General features: G+C 58.2%; 17 protein-coding genes. 9 read left to right on the top strand and 8 right to left on the bottom strand.

What is annotated here, in order from left to right; translation table 11 throughout:
• The first annotated feature begins 13 nt into the window (after positions 1-13).
• The 3 genes from GOW16_RS18480 to GOW16_RS18470 all read left to right on the top strand — a co-directional run bounded on the left by GOW16_RS18480 (position 14) and on the right by GOW16_RS18470 (position 2,958).
• Positions 14-853 (top strand): phytanoyl-CoA dioxygenase family protein, encoded by an 840-nt coding sequence (locus GOW16_RS18480; protein ID WP_170417952.1) that lies wholly within the window; start codon positions 14-16, stop codon positions 851-853.
• Between the two features lie 112 nt (positions 854-965).
• Positions 966-1,916: a pirin family protein gene (locus GOW16_RS18475; RefSeq protein ID WP_170417949.1), complete on the top strand. Its 951-nt coding sequence runs from the start codon at positions 966-968 to the stop codon at positions 1,914-1,916.
• 67 nt (positions 1,917-1,983) lie between these two features.
• On the top strand, positions 1,984-2,958 hold the full coding sequence (locus tag GOW16_RS18470; RefSeq protein ID WP_170417947.1) for a 2-dehydropantoate 2-reductase: 975 nt from the start codon (positions 1,984-1,986) through the stop codon (positions 2,956-2,958).
• A gap of 11 nt (positions 2,959-2,969) precedes the next feature.
• Here the strand turns inward: GOW16_RS18470 and GOW16_RS18465 are convergent, their stop codons facing one another.
• The 3 genes from GOW16_RS18465 to hrpB form a co-directional block, all read right to left on the bottom strand.
• Positions 2,970-4,448 (bottom strand): inorganic phosphate transporter, encoded by a 1,479-nt coding sequence (locus GOW16_RS18465; RefSeq protein WP_170417945.1) that lies wholly within the window; start codon positions 4,446-4,448, stop codon positions 2,970-2,972.
• Positions 4,449-4,540: 92 nt separating this feature from the next.
• Positions 4,541-4,999 (bottom strand): NUDIX hydrolase, encoded by a 459-nt coding sequence (locus tag GOW16_RS18460; protein WP_170417942.1) that lies wholly within the window; start codon positions 4,997-4,999, stop codon positions 4,541-4,543.
• 110 nt (positions 5,000-5,109) lie between these two features.
• Positions 5,110-7,545: an ATP-dependent helicase HrpB gene (hrpB, locus tag GOW16_RS18455; RefSeq protein WP_170417939.1), complete on the bottom strand. Its 2,436-nt coding sequence runs from the start codon at positions 7,543-7,545 to the stop codon at positions 5,110-5,112.
• A gap of 176 nt (positions 7,546-7,721) precedes the next feature.
• On the opposite strand from hrpB, the gene meaB reads away from it, so the two are divergent.
• The 5 genes from meaB (at position 7,722) to GOW16_RS18430 (ending at position 11,744) form a co-directional block, all read left to right on the top strand.
• Positions 7,722-8,723 (top strand): methylmalonyl Co-A mutase-associated GTPase MeaB, encoded by a 1,002-nt coding sequence (meaB, locus tag GOW16_RS18450; protein ID WP_438826276.1) that lies wholly within the window; start codon positions 7,722-7,724, stop codon positions 8,721-8,723.
• A 146-nt stretch (positions 8,724-8,869) separates the two neighbouring features.
• Complete coding sequence (locus tag GOW16_RS18445) at positions 8,870-10,021, top strand: Hint domain-containing protein (protein WP_170417936.1); 1,152 nt, start codon at positions 8,870-8,872, stop codon at positions 10,019-10,021.
• A gap of 160 nt (positions 10,022-10,181) precedes the next feature.
• Positions 10,182-10,469 carry a 50S ribosomal protein L28 gene (rpmB, locus tag GOW16_RS18440; protein WP_120633384.1) on the top strand — a complete coding sequence of 96 codons (288 nt, stop codon included), beginning with the start codon at positions 10,182-10,184 and terminating at the stop codon, positions 10,467-10,469.
• Positions 10,470-10,875: 406 nt separating this feature from the next.
• Positions 10,876-11,226: a hypothetical protein gene (locus tag GOW16_RS18435; RefSeq protein ID WP_170417933.1), complete on the top strand. Its 351-nt coding sequence runs from the start codon at positions 10,876-10,878 to the stop codon at positions 11,224-11,226.
• Between the two features lie 44 nt (positions 11,227-11,270).
• Positions 11,271-11,744, top strand: a complete 474-nt coding sequence (locus GOW16_RS18430; protein WP_170417930.1) for a copper chaperone PCu(A)C — start codon at positions 11,271-11,273, stop codon at positions 11,742-11,744.
• 87 nt (positions 11,745-11,831) lie between these two features.
• On the opposite strand, the gene GOW16_RS18425 is transcribed toward GOW16_RS18430, so the two are convergent.
• Both GOW16_RS18425 and GOW16_RS18420 read right to left on the bottom strand, forming a co-directional pair.
• Entirely contained in the window at positions 11,832-12,440 is a 609-nt protein-coding gene (locus tag GOW16_RS18425; RefSeq protein WP_170417927.1) for an HdeD family acid-resistance protein, read from the bottom strand.
• A gap of 68 nt (positions 12,441-12,508) precedes the next feature.
• Positions 12,509-13,204 (bottom strand): NAD-dependent deacylase, encoded by a 696-nt coding sequence (locus GOW16_RS18420; protein WP_170418033.1) that lies wholly within the window; start codon positions 13,202-13,204, stop codon positions 12,509-12,511.
• A gap of 28 nt (positions 13,205-13,232) precedes the next feature.
• On the opposite strand from GOW16_RS18420, the gene GOW16_RS18415 reads away from it, so the two are divergent.
• Positions 13,233-13,676 (top strand): low molecular weight protein-tyrosine-phosphatase, encoded by a 444-nt coding sequence (locus tag GOW16_RS18415; protein WP_170417924.1) that lies wholly within the window; start codon positions 13,233-13,235, stop codon positions 13,674-13,676.
• Here GOW16_RS18415 and GOW16_RS18410 read toward each other — a convergent pair.
• From GOW16_RS18410 to GOW16_RS22850, 3 genes are all read right to left on the bottom strand, one after another.
• Complete coding sequence (locus GOW16_RS18410) at positions 13,673-14,614, bottom strand: LysR family transcriptional regulator (protein WP_170417921.1); 942 nt, start codon at positions 14,612-14,614, stop codon at positions 13,673-13,675. The genes GOW16_RS18415 and GOW16_RS18410 overlap by 4 nt on opposite strands.
• Positions 14,615-14,678: 64 nt before the next feature.
• Positions 14,679-14,987 carry a hypothetical protein gene (locus GOW16_RS18405; protein ID WP_170417918.1) on the bottom strand — a complete coding sequence of 103 codons (309 nt, stop codon included), beginning with the start codon at positions 14,985-14,987 and terminating at the stop codon, positions 14,679-14,681.
• Positions 14,988-15,105: 118 nt separating this feature from the next.
• Positions 15,106-16,617, bottom strand: coding sequence for a hypothetical protein (locus GOW16_RS22850; protein ID WP_254429843.1), 1,512 nt, complete (start codon positions 16,615-16,617; stop codon positions 15,106-15,108).
• Between the last annotated feature and the right edge of the window lie 52 nt (positions 16,618-16,669).

Genomic DNA, 16,669 nt, shown 5'->3' with positions numbered 1-16,669 from the left:
GGAGGCCTGCATCATGAATGTCGAAGGCGCTGTCACAGATGAAGAAATCAAGGCGTTCAAGCGCGACGGTGCGGTTGCGCTACGCTCCAGGTTCTCGGAGCATTGGCTGGCACTTTTGCGGGATGGCATCGACGCGGATTTGGCCCGCCCAACCGACAATTTCACCCGTCATACCAAAGACCCAAGCGCGCCTGCCTATTTCGAGGATTACTGGGCCTGGAACAAAATCCCGCAATTCACAGAGTTCGTTTACAACTCACCCTGTGCGTCACTTGCCGCGCAGCTGTTGGGTGCGCCGTCTATCAATCTAGTCATGGACAATTGGTTCCTACGCGAGGCTGGATCAAACTCACGCCCTCCGTTTCATCAGGACCTGTCCTATTTCGACTTCGAAGGCACGATGTGTGTACTGTGGTTGCCGCTTGAGCCGGTGACCAGGGAAAACGGCATCGCCTTCGTCAAAGGCTCGCACCTGTGGGACAAGCTGTTCATGCGGGTCAGGTTCGCGGACGGGCACCCCAGCTATGAACCAACCGAGGTTGCGGGGTTGACCTATCACCCGCCGCCAGACGTCAATGCCGATCCAGGCGCTTTCGATCTATTGCAGTGGGATATGAAGCTGGGCGACTGTATCTTCTTCGACATGCGTACCCTGCACGGGGGGCTCTCTTCGCTCACTCCAACGGAAACCGTGCGTCGCTTTACGCTGCGGATGACCGCTCCGGATGGCCTGATCCGCTATCGGGGGGATTGGGCCAAGGAAGAACGGGCGCAGTTCGAAGCTGAAGGGTATCGCGAAGGTGATCATATTGACGGGGCTTTTTTCCCGCAGCTTTGGCCGCGTCGAGCCTGATGGAAGGACCGGGCTCGCACCAGTTCTGTGCGTTTCTGCAAATTGAAAAGGGGGGTCTGTCAGACTTATCCTGTATCAGTGAACTAAGCAATCTGATCACGAGAGAGCAGGCATGAGTTGGAACCCCACCCAAAACCCCGAGAATTCGCCTCTGGAGACGCTGATCATCCCTCGTGCACGAGATCTGGGCGGATTCGAGGTGCGGCGCGCGCTGCCCTCGGTCAAACGTCAGCTTGTTGGTCCATTCATCTTTTTCGATCAGATGGGACCCGCCGAGTTCATCACCGACGGCGGCATCGACGTGCGGCCACACCCTCATATCGGTTTGGGTACAGTCACTTACCTGTATCAGGGCGAGTTCGAGCATCGCGACAGCCTTGGCACCCATCAGATGATCTATCCGGGTGAGGTGAACTGGATGGTGGCTGGCCGCGGCGTTACCCATTCAGAGCGCACCAGCGAAGAAACGCGGGGTAAGCGGCACAGCCTGTTCGGAATCCAGACCTGGATTGCATTGCCTGAGGCACATGAGGATATGGCCCCCGATTTTGAGCACCACAAGCAAGGCGCGCTGCCGCATATCGTCGACAATGGCGTCAGTGCTCGGCTGATCCTTGGTTCGGCTTATGGCGAAACCAGCCCGGTGACGATGCTGTCGGAAACCTTCTATCTGGACGTGCAGCTTCAACCCGGCGCCTCCTTTCCATTGCCCGACGATCACGAAGATCGCGGCGTCTACGTCACGCAGGGCTCGGTCGAGATCGCCGGTGACACTTTCGGGGAAGCCCGCATGATGGTGTTCCGCCCGGGCGATCATCTGTCCGTCAAGGCCGGCCCGCGTGGCGCGCGGCTGTTGCTGTTGGGCGGGGCCACGTTAAACGAGGATCGCTACATCTGGTGGAACTTCGTGTCCTCTTCGAAAGAAAAAATCGAAAACGCCACGCGTGAATGGAAGGCCGCCGATTGGGCCAAGGGTGCCTTCCACTTGCCGCCCGGCGATGATCAGGAGTTCATTCCGATTTCGGAAGAGCTGGAGCGCACCAAGCCTAGGCTGGCCCGTTGACCAGGCGTCAGAAGGTCTTGTCCGAAATTGCGATACCGGCAATCCTCACCTCAATGGGAGGATTGCCATGAAAATCGTAATCGCAGGCGCAGGCAGCATCGGATGCTATTGTGGAGCCTTCCTGGCTGATGCTGGTCACTCGGTTACCTTGTTGGGCCGTCCTCGCATTCTGAACCCGATCCGCGACAACGGCCTGACCGTTACCGATTTTTCCGGCCTGAACCTTCATGTGGCGGCCGAGAAGCTAACGTTGTCTGAAAACCCTGATTGCCTGGAAGATGGGGAGTTGGTGATCGTGGCCGTCAAGGCGGCGGCCACAGCGGGTATAGCAGGTCAGATCGCGCAGTTCGCCAATGCCTCAACCCCAGTGTTGTCTTGGCAGAACGGGATGCAGAATGCCCGAGTGCTGCGGGTTGCGCTGCCGGATCATGACGTCCGCGCGGGAATGGTGCCCTTCAATGTCGTGCCGCCCAAGCCTGCAAGTTTTCACCGTGCAACGTCCGGCGAAATCGTGATCCAGTCCGGTCCCGGCGGTTTGGGGAAGGCACTTAGCTCACCTAATCTGCCGGTGATCGAAAGCGATGACATCGAAGCCGTGCAATGGGGGAAGTTGGTCATCAATCTGAACAACGCACTGAATGCATTGTCGGGGCTGACATTGAAAGATCAGTTGCTGGATCGCAAGTGGCGGCGTCTGATGGCCGCTCAGATGGCCGAGGCGTTGGGGGTACTTCAGGCCGCAGGTCACCCTGTCGCATCTACCACCCCGCTGCCTGCGTGGTTGACGCCGCATATTCTGCGTCTGCCGACGCCGATGTTCACCCGGATCGCGGCCCGGATGTTGACCGTCGACCCCAGTGCGCGGACGTCGATGGCGTATGATCTTAGGGCCGGGCGGGTGACGGAAATTGACAGCCTGCAGGGCGAGATTAACCGCCTGGGTGCGCAACTTGGGCGGCCTACGCCGATTTGCAACAGGGTTCAGGCCCTGATCGAACAGAAACCGGAGGCAAACCTGTCACCGGATCAGATCATCCCTTGAGCTGATCGCATTCAGGTGAATGCTGTCAGTACCCAGAAGATCACCGCCGACATGACAGCGGCCGCGGGAACGGTGATCACCCATGCTGCAATAATGGTCATGAAGTGCGAGCGCCGCACCAGTTTGCGCCGCCGCTGTTCTTCCCGGGCAAGCCGCAGTTCGGGCGGTCGGAGATCATTGTTCTTCTTCCGCCGCCGATCCTGATTCCATTCCCGATAAAACCCGACGCCGAATACTGCACCTACGGCGATGTGGGTCGAGCTGACAGGCAACCCAAGCCAGCTTGCAACAATCACCGTGATCGCCGCCGACAAGGCGACGCAGAAAGCGCGCATCGGGTTCAGTTTGGTGATCTGGCTACCCACCATCCGGATCAACTTTGGGCCAAACAGGAACAGGCCAAACGAGATACCAAAAGCTCCTATCACCATAACCCATGTCGGAATCGTTACTTTTGAAGCAAAATCACCAAACTCAGCGGCGTGCACGATCGCGGCCAGCGGGCCGACCGCGTTTGCGACGTCATTGGCGCCATGGGCAAAGCTCAGGAACCCGGCCGAGATGACCAAAGGCAAACCAAACAGCGTTTTCAGCGATTTGGTGCGGTTCTCAAGCCCTTCGGATTTGCGCCGAACCCATGGCACGGTCACGGCCCACGCCAGAAAGCCTGAGGTCAATCCGATCAACAATGCGATTTCCAGATCGATTTTAACGATCCGCTTCAGGCCTTTCACAGACAGATAGGTCGCAAATGCACCAGCCATCACGGCCACCAAAATAGGCACCCAGCGACGGGCCGCTGCAATCTTATCGTCCTGATACTGGATTTTGGCTTTGATCAGCGCCAGAAATCCGGCAGCAATCGCACCACCTAGAACCGGAGAGATCACCCAGCTGGCGGCAATCGCGCTCATTGTGCCCCAGCTGACCGCGCTAAGGCCTGCCGCTGCGATACCAGCTCCCATCACGCCGCCCACGACCGAATGCGTGGTCGACACAGGCGCGCCAACCCACGTGGCCAGGTTGACCCACAATGCCGATGAGATCAGCGCCGCCATCATCGCCCAGATAAAGACATTGCTGTTCTGGACCGAGGCAGGATCGATAATGCCCTTGGAAATGGTCGAAACCACGTCTCCGCCCGCCAGCAGAGCCCCCGCGCTTTCGGCGACTGCTGCGATGGCGATTGCGCCACCCATGGTCAGCGCGTTTGCACCCACCGCCGGGCCCATGTTGTTGGCGACATCGTTGGCGCCGATGTTGATCGCCATATAGGCCCCAAAACCGGCGGCCGCGATGACAATCAGCCCGCCATCGGCCCGACCGAACAGAACCGCCGCAATCAATCCAGCCATGACAATAAAGGCCAGCGCTATGCCCGGAGCCAGCAGCGGTCGCGCCACATGCACATTTGCATGCTCAAGGCGGGAAATTCGGTGCAGATCGCTGTCCAGGGCCTGCCAGCGGCTTTTTTCGTTCGTGTTCGACATCGGTTTTCTGTGGGTGATACGGTTTAACCGGCGCGATTAACGGTTGGCCGGACGTGTTGCAACCGGACTCACAGAAGTTTGTTGGGATAGCGTTACATTTGCCGCAACAATTCGCGCAGTTCCGGTTCTTGCACCAGTTCTGCGGCCTCTTTCGGCGCAAACCAGCGCCGTTCCCGCTCACTTACTTCAGGGAATTCCTCGGCCAGATCTTTGACGTCGATAAGATATACGTTGGTGCGCACGGGCTGCGCCGTGCCGTCATCCAGTATCTTGTCATAGGTGTAATGGCCCACTGCCTTACGGCCCAGGTGTTTCACCTTAACCCCGGCTTCCTCCCAAGCTTCTTCCTTGGCGGTCTCTGCCCCGTCCATGCCGTCAATCGGCCATCCCTTTGGAATGACCCAGCGACCTGTGCCACGGCTGGTGATCAGCAGGACTTCTTTGTCGTCGCCGGTTCCACGCACGCACAAGGCTGCAAACTGTACCCTGTGTGGGCGTTGGAAGAAGGGTTTGCCAACTTCTTCCCAGATATTGTTCAGCCAAGATGCCATCGATTAAGCGCCACCAGTTTTCCAGGGTTCAGGGAAACGTGACATAACAACTATAGGGCGGGGCTTCAATGCATCTAATGAATGGGTCCAATTTCTGACGGTAACGAACGTCATTTCCGCCGCTTGGCCCTCAAAGTCGGATCGGCTTGGGTTGGGTCTTCGGGCCAGGGGTGTTTAGGGTACTGCGCGCGCATGTCCTTGCGTACATCCGCGTACGACCCGGCCCAAAACCCCGGCAGATCACGTGTGATCTGGATTGGTCGTTGTGCCGGTGACAGCAGAGTGATCTTGAGCGCTTCGCCACCGATAATCGGATGCCTGGTGACCCCAAACAGTTCCTGCAGGCGGACTGAGATCTCGGGCACCGCACCGCCATAATCAATTGGCACTTTGCGACCCAGCGGCGTTTCAAACGACCCCGGTGCGTGGCGGTCCAGCTCTTGCGTTTGCGACCAGTCCAGCCGGGCGCGCAGGGCAGGCAGCAAGTCGAATTTCTTCCAGTCGTCGGCACTGCGCTGGTCTGACAGCATGGGCAGCAGCCAGTCGTCCAGTGTTTCCATCAACCCATCCACAGAAAAATCCGGCAGGTCGACCCCTTCGGCGCGCACCAACTCTACCCGTGACGCCAATCGCGCTGCCGCCCCGTTCAGGCGCAATCCCAGATCCCGCACGCCGTCCAGCATCGCGTTGGCAGCAGCTTCGTCCGGCACGTCCTTCCAGGTACGGTCATCCAAAGTGATCGCGCCAAAGCGCTCCTGCCTGCGCGCGATCACACGGCGTTCGCGTTTTGACCAGGTGCAGCTTTCGACCCATTTGATCTGATCCGCAAACAGATCCCGGATTTCGCGCTCTGAGATTTGCACGGCCATACGCACCTTGGCCTCGCGCGGGTTTCCATCCGTATCTGTGACTACAAGATATGGCGCGGCTGCCAAGGAGTCGCCGCTTTCCAGCACGACGCCCTTACCGCCTGACAGGACATAGCGCGGAACATCGCCCTTGCGGCGTTGCCCGATCCGATCCGGGTAAGCCATCGCGGCCATCGTGGCGGGGCTCAGGTCTGTCGCGTCATTTCGGGATTTTAGCCGCTTGCTTTCGGCCTTGATACGTTCCAACGCGCCGATGTTGACCTGCCAAACGCGGTTGTGCTGAAAGGCGCGTACATCGCGCAATGCTTCCAGCCGCAGCAACAGATCAACTGGCGCTCCCCTCAGCGGATCCCGGTCCGCCATCAGCGCGGCCAGCTGCGCGCCACCCGAACCGGCAGTTACCAGCATGTGCCCTAGCCGCGGATGCAATGGCAGCGCAGCCAAAGCCCGCCCATGGTCGGTAATCCGCCCTTTGGCATCCAGCGCGCCCAGCATGCTTAACAATGCGCGCGCCTCGGCCATCGTTCCTTTGGGTGGCGGTGTCAGAAATGCGAGGTCATCAGGTTCTGCCCCCCAAAGCGCCAGTTCCAGCGCAAGGTTCGTCAGGTCGGCCGCTTCGATCTCGGCCGGTGGAAAAGCTGACAACGCACCTTCTTCACCCTTGGACCACAGGCGGTAACACACCCCTTTAGCCACACGCCCTGCACGGCCTGCGCGTTGGGTGGCTTCGGCACGTGTCACTCGTTCCGTTACCAGCCGCGACATGCCCGAGCCCGGATCGAACCGCGCCCGTCGCGCCTGACCCATGTCCACAACCACTCGGATGTCCGGTATGGTTAGCGAGGTTTCGGCGATTGAGGTAGCAAGTACGACCTTGCGCCCTGTCTCGGCTGGCGCGATCGCTGCGCGCTGGGCAGCAAAGGGCATCGCTCCGAATAGAGGTTTAACTGCGCATGCGCCCGGTAACCGTTTGGACAGAGCGACCTCGGCCCTGCGGATTTCGCCCTCGCCGGGCAGGAACACGAGCATCCCGCCCTCGGTTTCGCTTTCAGCCTGGACGACCAGATCGATTAGAGCGTCTAGTCGTCGCGCATGTGCAGTCAATGGACGGTCCAGCCAACGGGTTTCAACCGGGTAACTGCGCCCTTCGGACGTCACTAGCGGTGATCCCATCAGTTGCCCAACGGGTTCGGCGTCGAGAGTGGCGGACATGGCCAGGAGGATCAGGTCATCGCGCAGCGCTCCAGTAACCTCAAGGCACAGGGCAAGTCCCAGATCAGCGTTCAAAGATCGTTCATGGAACTCGTCGAAGATCACCGCGCCGACGCCGGGCAGGTCCGGTTCAGATTGCAGCATTCGGGTCAGAATACCTTCGGTCACCACTTCGATGCGGGTCGTTTTTGAGATTTTCGCTTCGCCACGCACGCGGTAGCCAACGGTTTCGCCCGCGCATTGCCCCAGTGTTTCCGCCATCCGCTCCGCAGCGGCCCGCGCAGCAAGCCTGCGGGGTTCGAGCATGATGATCTTGCCATCACACAATCCCGCCTCAAGCATCGCCAGCGGCACCCGCGTTGTCTTACCTGCACCCGGTGGGGCCTGCAAAACAGCCCGACCCTTGGTCTTAAGGGCGTTAAGCAATTCGGGAATGGCGTCATCGATCGGCAGGCGTTTTGTCATTGGCGCTTTATCCGCCAAGCTCGGCGTAAGGTCCAGTTCTGCTCAACCCAAAAGGTGTCTGCCGTTAGCAGGTCACAGAGGATCAACAGCAACACATAGGTGCGAAATTCAGACCTCGAGCGCCTTTCCGTTCCGGTCCGGTCTGGACAAACCACCCGATGGGGCGGCAAGTAGTAATGCCGAAAAAGATCGGGGTCGGAATGGAAATGGACAGCCTAGGTGACAAGATTCTGAACGGAGACCGGCGTGCGCTGGCCCGTGCAATCACTCTGGTCGAAAGTGGCCGCGCCGATCATCGGGAGCAAGCGTCTGAATTGCTGGCGCATTTGGCCAAAGCCGGACGGCAATCGCTGCGCATCGGGTTGTCTGGGACTCCAGGGGTGGGCAAATCCACCTTCATCGAGAGTTTTGGCATGATGCTGATCGAACAGGGTCTGCGTGTGGCTGTTTTAGCCGTTGATCCCAGTTCGGCCCGTTCAGGTGGGTCTATTCTGGGCGACAAAACCCGGATGGAGCGGCTGAGTCGCGAGAAGAACGCCTTTATCCGTCCGTCCCCCAGCCAATCCCACCTGGGGGGGGTGGCGCGCCGAACACGCGAGGCCATTGCCCTGTGCGAGGCGGCGGGATTCGATGTGGTGCTGATTGAAACCGTCGGGGTGGGGCAATCCGAGACAGTCGTTTCGGAAATGTCCGATCTGTTCCTCCTGTTGCTCGCGCCGGCGGGCGGGGATGAGTTGCAAGGTGTTAAGCGCGGCATCATGGAAATGGCCGACATGATCCTTGTAAACAAGGCGGACGGGGATCTGAAAGCCACGGCCACCCGGACCTGCGCCGACTACGCGGGCGCATTGCGCCTGTTGCGAAAACGCCCGCAAGACCCCGGCGGATTTCCCAAGGCAATGACCGTTTCTGCCGTCGAGGAACACGGGCTTGATCAAGCTTGGGACGAGATGACGACCCTGTCAGGGTGGCGGCGAGAAAATGGTCACTGGGAAGGCAACCGCGCGGCGCAGGCGCGGTTCTGGTTCGATCAGGAGGTGCGCCACGCCCTGCTGGCCCGGTTGGACACACCTGCCGCGCGGGCGGAAATGGATCGCCTGGGTTCCGATGTTGGCGCTGGCAATCTCAGCCCGACGGCGGCTGCGGAACAGATGCTTAGTATCCTTGCAGCACACTAGACGCATATTGGCGTCAGAGGTGGAGAATACATCAAAGTCATGTATTATGGACCGGAATACAATTTCTGATTGTGCAATTTTGAGGGGAATGCGGGACTCTCGACGTTGCGCAAGTCAACAAATGAACGCGTCGGGGAGACCCGTAGATGCCCAATATTCGTGGGACAAATGGTGACGACGAAATCGAAGTCACAGGCGACGAAGGCACGCTGAACGGAACGCCGCAGGGCTCGCCCATTGATGATATTCGCGCCCGTGGCGGCGACGATGAGATCACGATTGTCAGCAGCACTATTTCCGGGAATGTGCGCGGCAATGCCGGAAATGATGAAATCACCGTGTTCAACGCCCAGATCGACGGGCAGATCAATGCAGGCCGCGATGCGGATACCGTCACGGTTTTTGACGTTGGCGTCGGCAATATCCGTTTGGGGCAGGGCAATGACACCCTGAACTTTATCCGTACCCAAGTCGCTGGCGATGTTCAGGGCGGCGGCGGTCAGGATGCACTTAACCTTCCGGTGGGTACCGTTGTAACCGATGCCAACTTCGGAACGTTCACAGTTGTTGTCGGGCAGTCCTATTCGCTGTCCAGCGGTAGCTTCGAATTGCCCTCGGGGATCGTTGTTAACTACAGCGGGTTCGAATCCGGCACAGGGTTTTTGTGCTTCACGCGCGATACTCTGATCCAGACGCAAAATGGGCCGGTTTTTGTTCAGGATCTTCGCCAGGGAGATATGATCACAACGCAAGGCAACGGGTTGCAGCCCATCCGCTGGATTGGGCGGCGCACGTTTGACTCAATCGCATTGGCAGCCGACCCGAAACGTTGCCCGGTCCGCATACTGGCAGGCGCGTTGGGCAACGAGTTGCCCAATCGGGACCTGCTGGTGTCCCGGCAGCACAGAATGCTGGTGCAGTCGAAAATCGCTGAACGGATGTTCGGCGTGTCCGAGGTTCTGATTCCCGCGATCAAACTGACCGCGCTGCCGGGGATTTTCGTCGATGATACAGTAGAAAGCGTCGAGTATTATCACCTGCTTTTTGACCGGCACGAAGTCATTTTCGCCGAAGACGCCCCAAGCGAAAGCTTGTTCACGGGGCCGGAGGCGCTCAAGACTCTCAGCGTGGAAGCTCGGTGTGAGATATTTGATATCTTCCCTGAATTGGCGGATATGAACCATAGCCCGAACCCGGCACGCTACATTCCGAAAGGTCCGCAGCAGGCACGACTCGTGGCGCGGCATCTGAAGAATGACAAACCGCTGCTATCCGTTGGGGCGGGGGCGTGTTCGTAGGAATGTAGCGTTGGTCAAAGAATTCACGCCACGTGTCTTGACCCTCCCGGCGATTCCCACTACACGCATCCAACCAGTTTTCGGGCGCGACTTCGGGTTGCGCCCCTTGTGATTTGGCCGAGGGTGAATAGCCTGGCCTCCAGAAACAAAGGAAGAAACCATGTCGCGCCGTTGCGAACTGACCGGAAAAGGCCCGATGACTGGCAACAATGTCAGCCACGCCAAAAACAGAACTCGTCGTCGTTTTCTGCCCAACCTGAACGACGTTACGCTGCAGTCGGAAACCCTGGGTCGTGGCGTCAAGCTGCGCATCTCGGCGGCTGCACTGCGTTCGGTTGACCACCGCGGTGGTCTGGATGCGTTCCTGGCGAAAGCTAAGGATGATGAGCTGTCCGACAACGCATTGAAAGTGAAAAAGGAAATCGCCAAGGCGCAAGCTTCGGCCTAAGCCCTTTTTCCTGCAAGAATTGAGGCCCCGTACCGTTTTGGTGCGGGGCTTTTTTGTTGTGCAGAACTCTGTTTACTAAATGGAATTAAAATTCCGCAATGGGTGAAATTGTTCACATACCGTTTGCTCTTCCCATATTATGTTCAAGCATATTCATCTGGCGGAGTTCAGCCTCATGTCGTTAAAATCATTACCTTCTTTCTCCCTTCTGGCCGACTTTTTCGGCAAAACGTTTGGGGCATGTCTGCGGATGCAGCGTCGGGTGAATCGGCTGCATACAAGCCTGACCAAAGGGTCCGTCAAGCGTCCGGAACTGGACCGCTGACATTGTCCTCCCGGCCCTGGGCTTCAGGCGTGACTGATTGCGCTTGAAGCCCGTTTCGTCTGGGGCGTATATCGGGACAGGATGAAACCCGTTCTGAACAGATTCCTGCCTTTTGCGCTGTCGCTGCTCGTCGTTCTGACCGGGCAGGGAGTTGCCGCATCGCGCGGTTTGGACCGGGCGGTGGGCCACATGGTGTTGTGCACCGGAACTGGTCCGGTTGTCGTCTATATGGATGCCGAGGGGCAACCGACTCGGGCCCCGCATTTCTGTCCTGACTATGCACTGACCCTTTTAGGTGCGGTGATTATTGCGGAACCGTCTTTGCCGGTTGCTCCGGAAAACGACCGTCCCTTGCCGTCGCGCGTGACCGAGAACCTGATCGCTCTGCCGATTCCGGCTCAGCCTGCCCGTTCGCCTCCTGCAAGTGTTTGATTCATTTTAATTCTTATCGAACACCAAACTACAGGAGAGGCGTTATGTCCCTTACATCCAAACTGCTGACCACCTTTGCTGCCGCGACGCTTGCTACGGCCGCTTTTGCGCAGGACATCATCACCGTTGATGACGCTTATGCACGATCCTCGGGAAAAACAGCTAAGGCTGGCGCGGCGTTCATGATGATCCAGAACGACGGCACGACCGATGACCGTTTGATCGGCGTGAAATCTGACGCTGCGGCCCGGGTCGAGTTGCATACCCATATCGTTGACGAAAATGGTGTCGCCAAAATGACCCATGTCGAAGAAGGCTTTGTCATCCCGGCTGGCGAAGCGCACATGCTAAAGCGTGGCGGCGATCACGTGATGTTCATGGGCCTGACGGCACCGTTTGAACAGGACGCAACTGTACCTGTTACGCTGATCTTCGAGAATGCGGGTGAGGTCGAGATCGAAATTCCGGTTGATCTGGAACGTAATGATGCAGGCGGCCACGGTTCGCACTCGAACTAGGGTTGCGCCTGTCTTCGGGCCGGGTTGCGGCCGTCATCCATGCGTCAGGCCGGGTTTTTCCCGGCCTGCTGTGGTTGCGGAAATGGCTTATCGGTTAACCACCCGCATTGCCACGCGGTCATGGGCGCGTTTGAACCGCATGGCCAGCCAAAGCATTACCGCTGCAAAGGCCAGCGCAGAAAAGGCAATCGCCCAGCCGAGTGCCACCATGCCGCTGCCTGGCCAGAACAAAAGAACGATGCCGATCAACAGCGCGACAATACCTGAATTGCGCATTGTGGATGCGTCCGAATGCGCATCGGGCAATTGCCGCCAAGCCATCAGTGAGCCTATTCCGACAATCAATGCCCAGGCCCCCAGCAGGAAGAACGCCAGGCGCGCGACGCCTTCTGGCCAGATCAGCAGGATCAGTCCGATCAGAAGCGCCCCCAGGCCGAAACCCCCAATTATGCCGCGCCGGCCGAACCCCAGCAGCGTCAGGCCTCCATCGAGGACTAACAGCACACCCACCAGGCGGATCAGCAACGAAATGCTGCCCGTCGGCCAGAACAGCGCCGCGATCCCAAGCACCCCGGCCAGAATACCGCGCAGCAGGAATGTCCACCACAGGTCCGTTAACTGATCACCTAGGGCATCACGCGGATCGAGGCTACCGTCATCAAGGATTTCACCTTGTTGGTTCTGGGGGTCTGTCATGGGGACCTCTCGGGTTGTTAGAGTACTAGTATAGCAGGGAAATCCGCCCTTTGTCTGTGGGTTTCACCCTATTGCGAAATCAGCATCTGATCGACCCAGCGGGGAACGGTTTCTGTAGCGGGACCCAGTACAACGTCGTCGAAACTGGACGCGCCGGTCGACGGGTCGAGGTTCAGTTCAACTGTTCTGGCACCGGACATCGCGGCCTCGTGTACGAACGCCGCAGCGGGATAGACCTGACCCGAAGTGCCGATGGCGGCGAAGAGCCTCGCGCCCGCCAGATGGTTATAGATGGCATCCATCTGATAGGGCATCTCACCAAACCAGACGACATCGGGGCGTGCAGTAGCGGCGGCGCAAGCGGGGCAGGGTTCGCCCACGGACATCTCGGGCGGCGCTGTCCAGCGGTGATCGCAGGCCGCGCAAAGTGCCCCGGCCAGTGTTCCATGCATGTGGATCACGTCTTGCGCGCCACCGGCTTCGTGCAGGCTATCGACGTTTTGCGTGACGATCACAACCTCTCCGGGCCAGTCCCGCTGCAATCTGGCAAGCGCTTCGTGCGCCGCGTTCGGTTGCGCCTTGGCAGCTTGAACGCGACGGGCGTTATAAAACCTGTGCACCAGCGCGGGATCACGTACGAACCCCTCGGGCGTGGCAACGTCTTCGATCCGATGCTGGGCCCACAGGCCGCCCTCATCGCGGAACGTGCCCAATCCGCTTTCGGCGGAAATTCCTGCCCCTGTCAGAATGACGATCTTTTCCATCTTGGCCCTTCGCGTTACACCGTGATTCATGACCCACCGTATCCTGTTCGTCTGTCTGGGCAATATCTGCCGTTCTCCCGCCGCCGAGGGAGCCTTTCGCGTCCGCGCGCCGCACCACCGCACCGACAGTGCCGGAACATCGGGCTGGCACGTCGGTGAACCGCCTTACGGCCCGATGCTAAAGGCGGCACGGTCGCGCGGCATAGAACTGGACGACCTGCGGGCGCGGCAATTCATGGCCGAGGACTTTGATAAATTCGATCTGATCATCGGCATGGACGCCGACAACATCGCGGATATCGTGGCTATGCGGCCTGCGGGCAACGAAACACCGGTGCGTTTGCTGACGGACTTCGCGCCGCATCTCGGTTCGGATCACATCCCGGACCCGTACTATACCCGAGATTTCGATGGAGCGCTGGATCTGATCGAGGCGGCGGTCGAAGGTCTGGATGCGCATCTGCGCGGTTAGCTCATCAGCTTTAGGCGGGTGTTCAGCCACGGCAATTGCGCCAGGGCCGGGGCGACGATCTGGCTACCCATAAGGCGGCGCATCATACCTGCGACTTCTTGTGGGACCTGATCCGACCAGTCCGTGCGTGTGAACAGGGAAATCGTCCGCGAAACGTCTCCGATCGGGGCAGGGTGGGCCTCGAGCCCATCGTGGAATCGCGCCGCCCGCATATAGCCCAGCGGCGTGGTGATGGCCCAGCCGAGGCCGCGCGCGACCATTGCCATCAGCGCCAGATGTGAACCGATTTCGAACCGTTCCTCGAACTCCAGCTGCTGTCGCGCCAGATGGGCTTCGATCTGACGGCTGATCAGCTGTTCACGGGCATAGCGCAGGAAGGGCAGTTCCTGCATGGCGTTTTCTACCCCTCTTGGCGCCACCAGAATAAAGGGATCACGGACCAGAGGGTACTCGACCACGCCCTCAAGCACCTCGCCGCTATGGGCGGACACCACCAGGTGAAGGCGCTGTGCTTCTAGTTCTTCGAAGAGGTCGAGACTGGGCAGGGTGATCAGTTTGAACTTTGACCGTGTCAGACTTTCAGCCAGTAAAGTGGCCAGCCGCGGGGTCAGGTCATTGTCGAAATCGTCAATCAGACCTATGGACAAGGTTGCAAGGTGACCCAGGTCCATCACGGTCAGCTCGCTTTGGGCCATTTGCAGCTCGGCCAGAACCGCCTGTGCGCGAGCCAGAAAACTGCGCCCGGCCTGCGTCAGGCGCATCGGGCGGCGTGTATGATCCACCAGATCGGTGCCCACGGCCTTTTCCAGATTGCGCAATTGCTGGGACACTGACGGTTGGCTGAGCCCCGTGATCTCGGCGGCCTGCGCCACCGATCCCGTCCGCGCCAGCGCCTCGAACACTTCGAGGCCGCGCAGGGTCAGCCCTTTCATCACCATTAGATATCCCTTTCGCTGCGCCTTTTCTGGGGTGCAGTTCGGGTCAGGTCAAGGATTGATGAGCTTAGCTGCAGATCGCCTGAGCCATCTGGCCGAAGTTCCGATACCGGTCCCAGAGCGCATCGTCGCGCGCGGTTTTCGACATCTTGAGTTCCTGCGCCTGGTGCGGGTCTTTGAACCACTTGGCGACGGTCTTCTGATCGCTGCGAGTCAGCGCCTGATTGGCCACCCGTTGAATGCAATTGCACCGATCCCGCGTCGCCGCCGACCGATCCGACGCCAGACACGCCCGTTTGATCTGCGCCGCCTCTGCGACCGGAGCCACCGCCGTCAACGACGTGGCACAGAATGCGATTAAGAGGAACTGTTTCATGCTCATGCCTCGTTTTTGCCTGCCCGGACGGGTCTGATGCCCCTCTCGGTCTGCAGCGGAGTATGAATCAAACTTGTTGTTCAATCAATTCACAAAAATTGCATCAGTGAGTTCTCGTTCAGATGACACCCAATAGTTGCAGCCCTAGTCGCACGATCCGATACAATAAATCACCAACCGCAGTACCAGCTAGACCTACACGGAGTGTTTTTCCTTCCTGGCTATCATGAAGTTGCGAACCATGGTCCAGTATTTTCTCTCTTAGCAACGCCATCTTCGACGTTCTGCTGAACACACGCGTCGCTGCGTCTGTGCCGGGCAGAGGAGGAGCGCCGGTTGGCAATGGGAGTAAGCTGTCGTTAACGAGCGAGGGGATATCTTCGGCGAAATCCTCGGCCATACTGCCTTCGCTTAGTTCCACCAAAATTGGTTGTGCTTCCTCCAATAGTTTTTGGGCACTGCCATCAAGCTCAGAGAAGGCTTGCCGCGCGAGTTGCTCCCGGTTTGCGGCCACTTCCGGGTGATTGGCGCGAATACCCCTTACCCCTTCTTCGACCGCTTCTAATAGGGCAAGGTTATCTTCGCTATCTGGTAGATATTTGGTTTCGTGTATTTGACGGCGAAGCCCCTTGGCGATCGCGGTAAGTGTCATTTCTGCTTGCTGAGGGTCATTCCCATAGCGTTTGGTTGCACGGGTAATCTTTCGAAACTCACTCGATTGCTCCGATAAACCATTGGTTCCCTGTATGGCATCCTCAAGTGAGTCAGAAATGTTTGTAAAAAGTGCTGACAGAAGTGGAATGTTCTGTAGTGGAATGGGTATCGCTCGGAAATCGCCAGTGTCAGGGTTAATTTCAACAACTTCTGCTTGCGGTAGTTTTCGAGCAAGAAGTGCTGCCTGAAGATGTTTGATTTCCGCAGCTACAGCTTCATGCCCGTTTGACCAAATACTTGGGGAAATGGAGGCCACATTCCGTAACAATTCCGGATCGAGTGGCTCACCTTTTACAAGGCTATCATAGTAAGTTACCCAGAAGTCAAAATGTCCATTCGTTTCTCTGTTCGCCTGGCGCAGCGCGCGCCTAGTTTTGTTAGCTAACTTGGAAACCTGAGGGTTCCGTGCCCAAATGGACGCAATTGATTCCCAAAGAGGTTCGTCACGTAAACGCCGTCCTCTTTCGGTGGTCACTCGCTTTGAAGACAAATTCGTGCCGCGAGAAATGATGTCAATTTCATAGCTAAGGAGATCAGATGGTTCGCCGGGGTCGATTTCGATCTCTTGGGTGCCCTGAAGCGTTTTGCCGTTGTCCAACAGGATTGTTATGGCAGGGGTTGGACCTGTGTCTAATTGAAAGTTGAATCTAGGTATTTGTCTGGCTTTTATCGCGTAACTCGTGGGGCGGTTCTTGGGATAGTAGGGCGCAGCGCTGCGAGAAGTAACACCGTTATCAAGGTCTAACGCGATCAGAGATGTTCCCATTGCTCTAAGCAATGTTGTGTGCCTAAGGTTCATATCTTCGATAGAATCGGAAATCTCACCCAAAGCTCGCAAGAGATATCTGGCGAGCAGGACTCTTCGACTAAGCGTGGAAATCCATCCCAATCTCTTCGTGGCGTCATAACTGCTCATTATTCTTACCTTGCCAAGCCGTAGTTGCTCTTGGACCATTGCCTTCGGCTAT

It is taken from the genome of Ruegeria atlantica (genome assembly GCF_013033965.1).
In the GTDB taxonomy this organism is placed as follows: domain Bacteria; phylum Pseudomonadota; class Alphaproteobacteria; order Rhodobacterales; family Rhodobacteraceae; genus Ruegeria; species Ruegeria atlantica_D.
This window is presented reverse-complemented; position numbering and strand designations above follow the sequence as displayed.

Excerpts from the sequence above, each read along its gene's own strand:
- GOW16_RS18480 (WP_170417952.1), top strand. The coding sequence starts at position 14 with ATGAATGTCGAAGGCGCTGTCACAGATGAAGAAATCAAGGCGTTCAAG.
- GOW16_RS18475 (WP_170417949.1), top strand. The coding sequence starts at position 966 with ATGAGTTGGAACCCCACCCAAAACCCCGAGAATTCGCCTCTGGAGACG.
- GOW16_RS18470 (WP_170417947.1), top strand. The coding sequence starts at position 1,984 with ATGAAAATCGTAATCGCAGGCGCAGGCAGCATCGGATGCTATTGTGGA.
- GOW16_RS18465 (WP_170417945.1), bottom strand. The coding sequence starts at position 4,448 with ATGTCGAACACGAACGAAAAAAGCCGCTGGCAGGCCCTGGACAGCGAT.
- GOW16_RS18460 (WP_170417942.1), bottom strand. The coding sequence starts at position 4,999 with ATGGCATCTTGGCTGAACAATATCTGGGAAGAAGTTGGCAAACCCTTC.
- hrpB (WP_170417939.1), bottom strand. The coding sequence starts at position 7,545 with ATGACAAAACGCCTGCCGATCGATGACGCCATTCCCGAATTGCTTAAC.
- meaB (WP_438826276.1), top strand. The coding sequence starts at position 7,722 with ATGCCGAAAAAGATCGGGGTCGGAATGGAAATGGACAGCCTAGGTGAC.
- GOW16_RS18445 (WP_170417936.1), top strand. The coding sequence starts at position 8,870 with ATGCCCAATATTCGTGGGACAAATGGTGACGACGAAATCGAAGTCACA.
- rpmB (WP_120633384.1), top strand. The coding sequence starts at position 10,182 with ATGTCGCGCCGTTGCGAACTGACCGGAAAAGGCCCGATGACTGGCAAC.
- GOW16_RS18435 (WP_170417933.1), top strand. The coding sequence starts at position 10,876 with ATGAAACCCGTTCTGAACAGATTCCTGCCTTTTGCGCTGTCGCTGCTC.
- GOW16_RS18430 (WP_170417930.1), top strand. The coding sequence starts at position 11,271 with ATGTCCCTTACATCCAAACTGCTGACCACCTTTGCTGCCGCGACGCTT.
- GOW16_RS18425 (WP_170417927.1), bottom strand. The coding sequence starts at position 12,440 with ATGACAGACCCCCAGAACCAACAAGGTGAAATCCTTGATGACGGTAGC.
- GOW16_RS18420 (WP_170418033.1), bottom strand. The coding sequence starts at position 13,204 with ATGGAAAAGATCGTCATTCTGACAGGGGCAGGAATTTCCGCCGAAAGC.
- GOW16_RS18415 (WP_170417924.1), top strand. The coding sequence starts at position 13,233 with ATGACCCACCGTATCCTGTTCGTCTGTCTGGGCAATATCTGCCGTTCT.
- GOW16_RS18410 (WP_170417921.1), bottom strand. The coding sequence starts at position 14,614 with ATGGTGATGAAAGGGCTGACCCTGCGCGGCCTCGAAGTGTTCGAGGCG.
- GOW16_RS18405 (WP_170417918.1), bottom strand. The coding sequence starts at position 14,987 with ATGAAACAGTTCCTCTTAATCGCATTCTGTGCCACGTCGTTGACGGCG.
- GOW16_RS22850 (WP_254429843.1), bottom strand. The coding sequence starts at position 16,617 with ATGAGCAGTTATGACGCCACGAAGAGATTGGGATGGATTTCCACGCTT.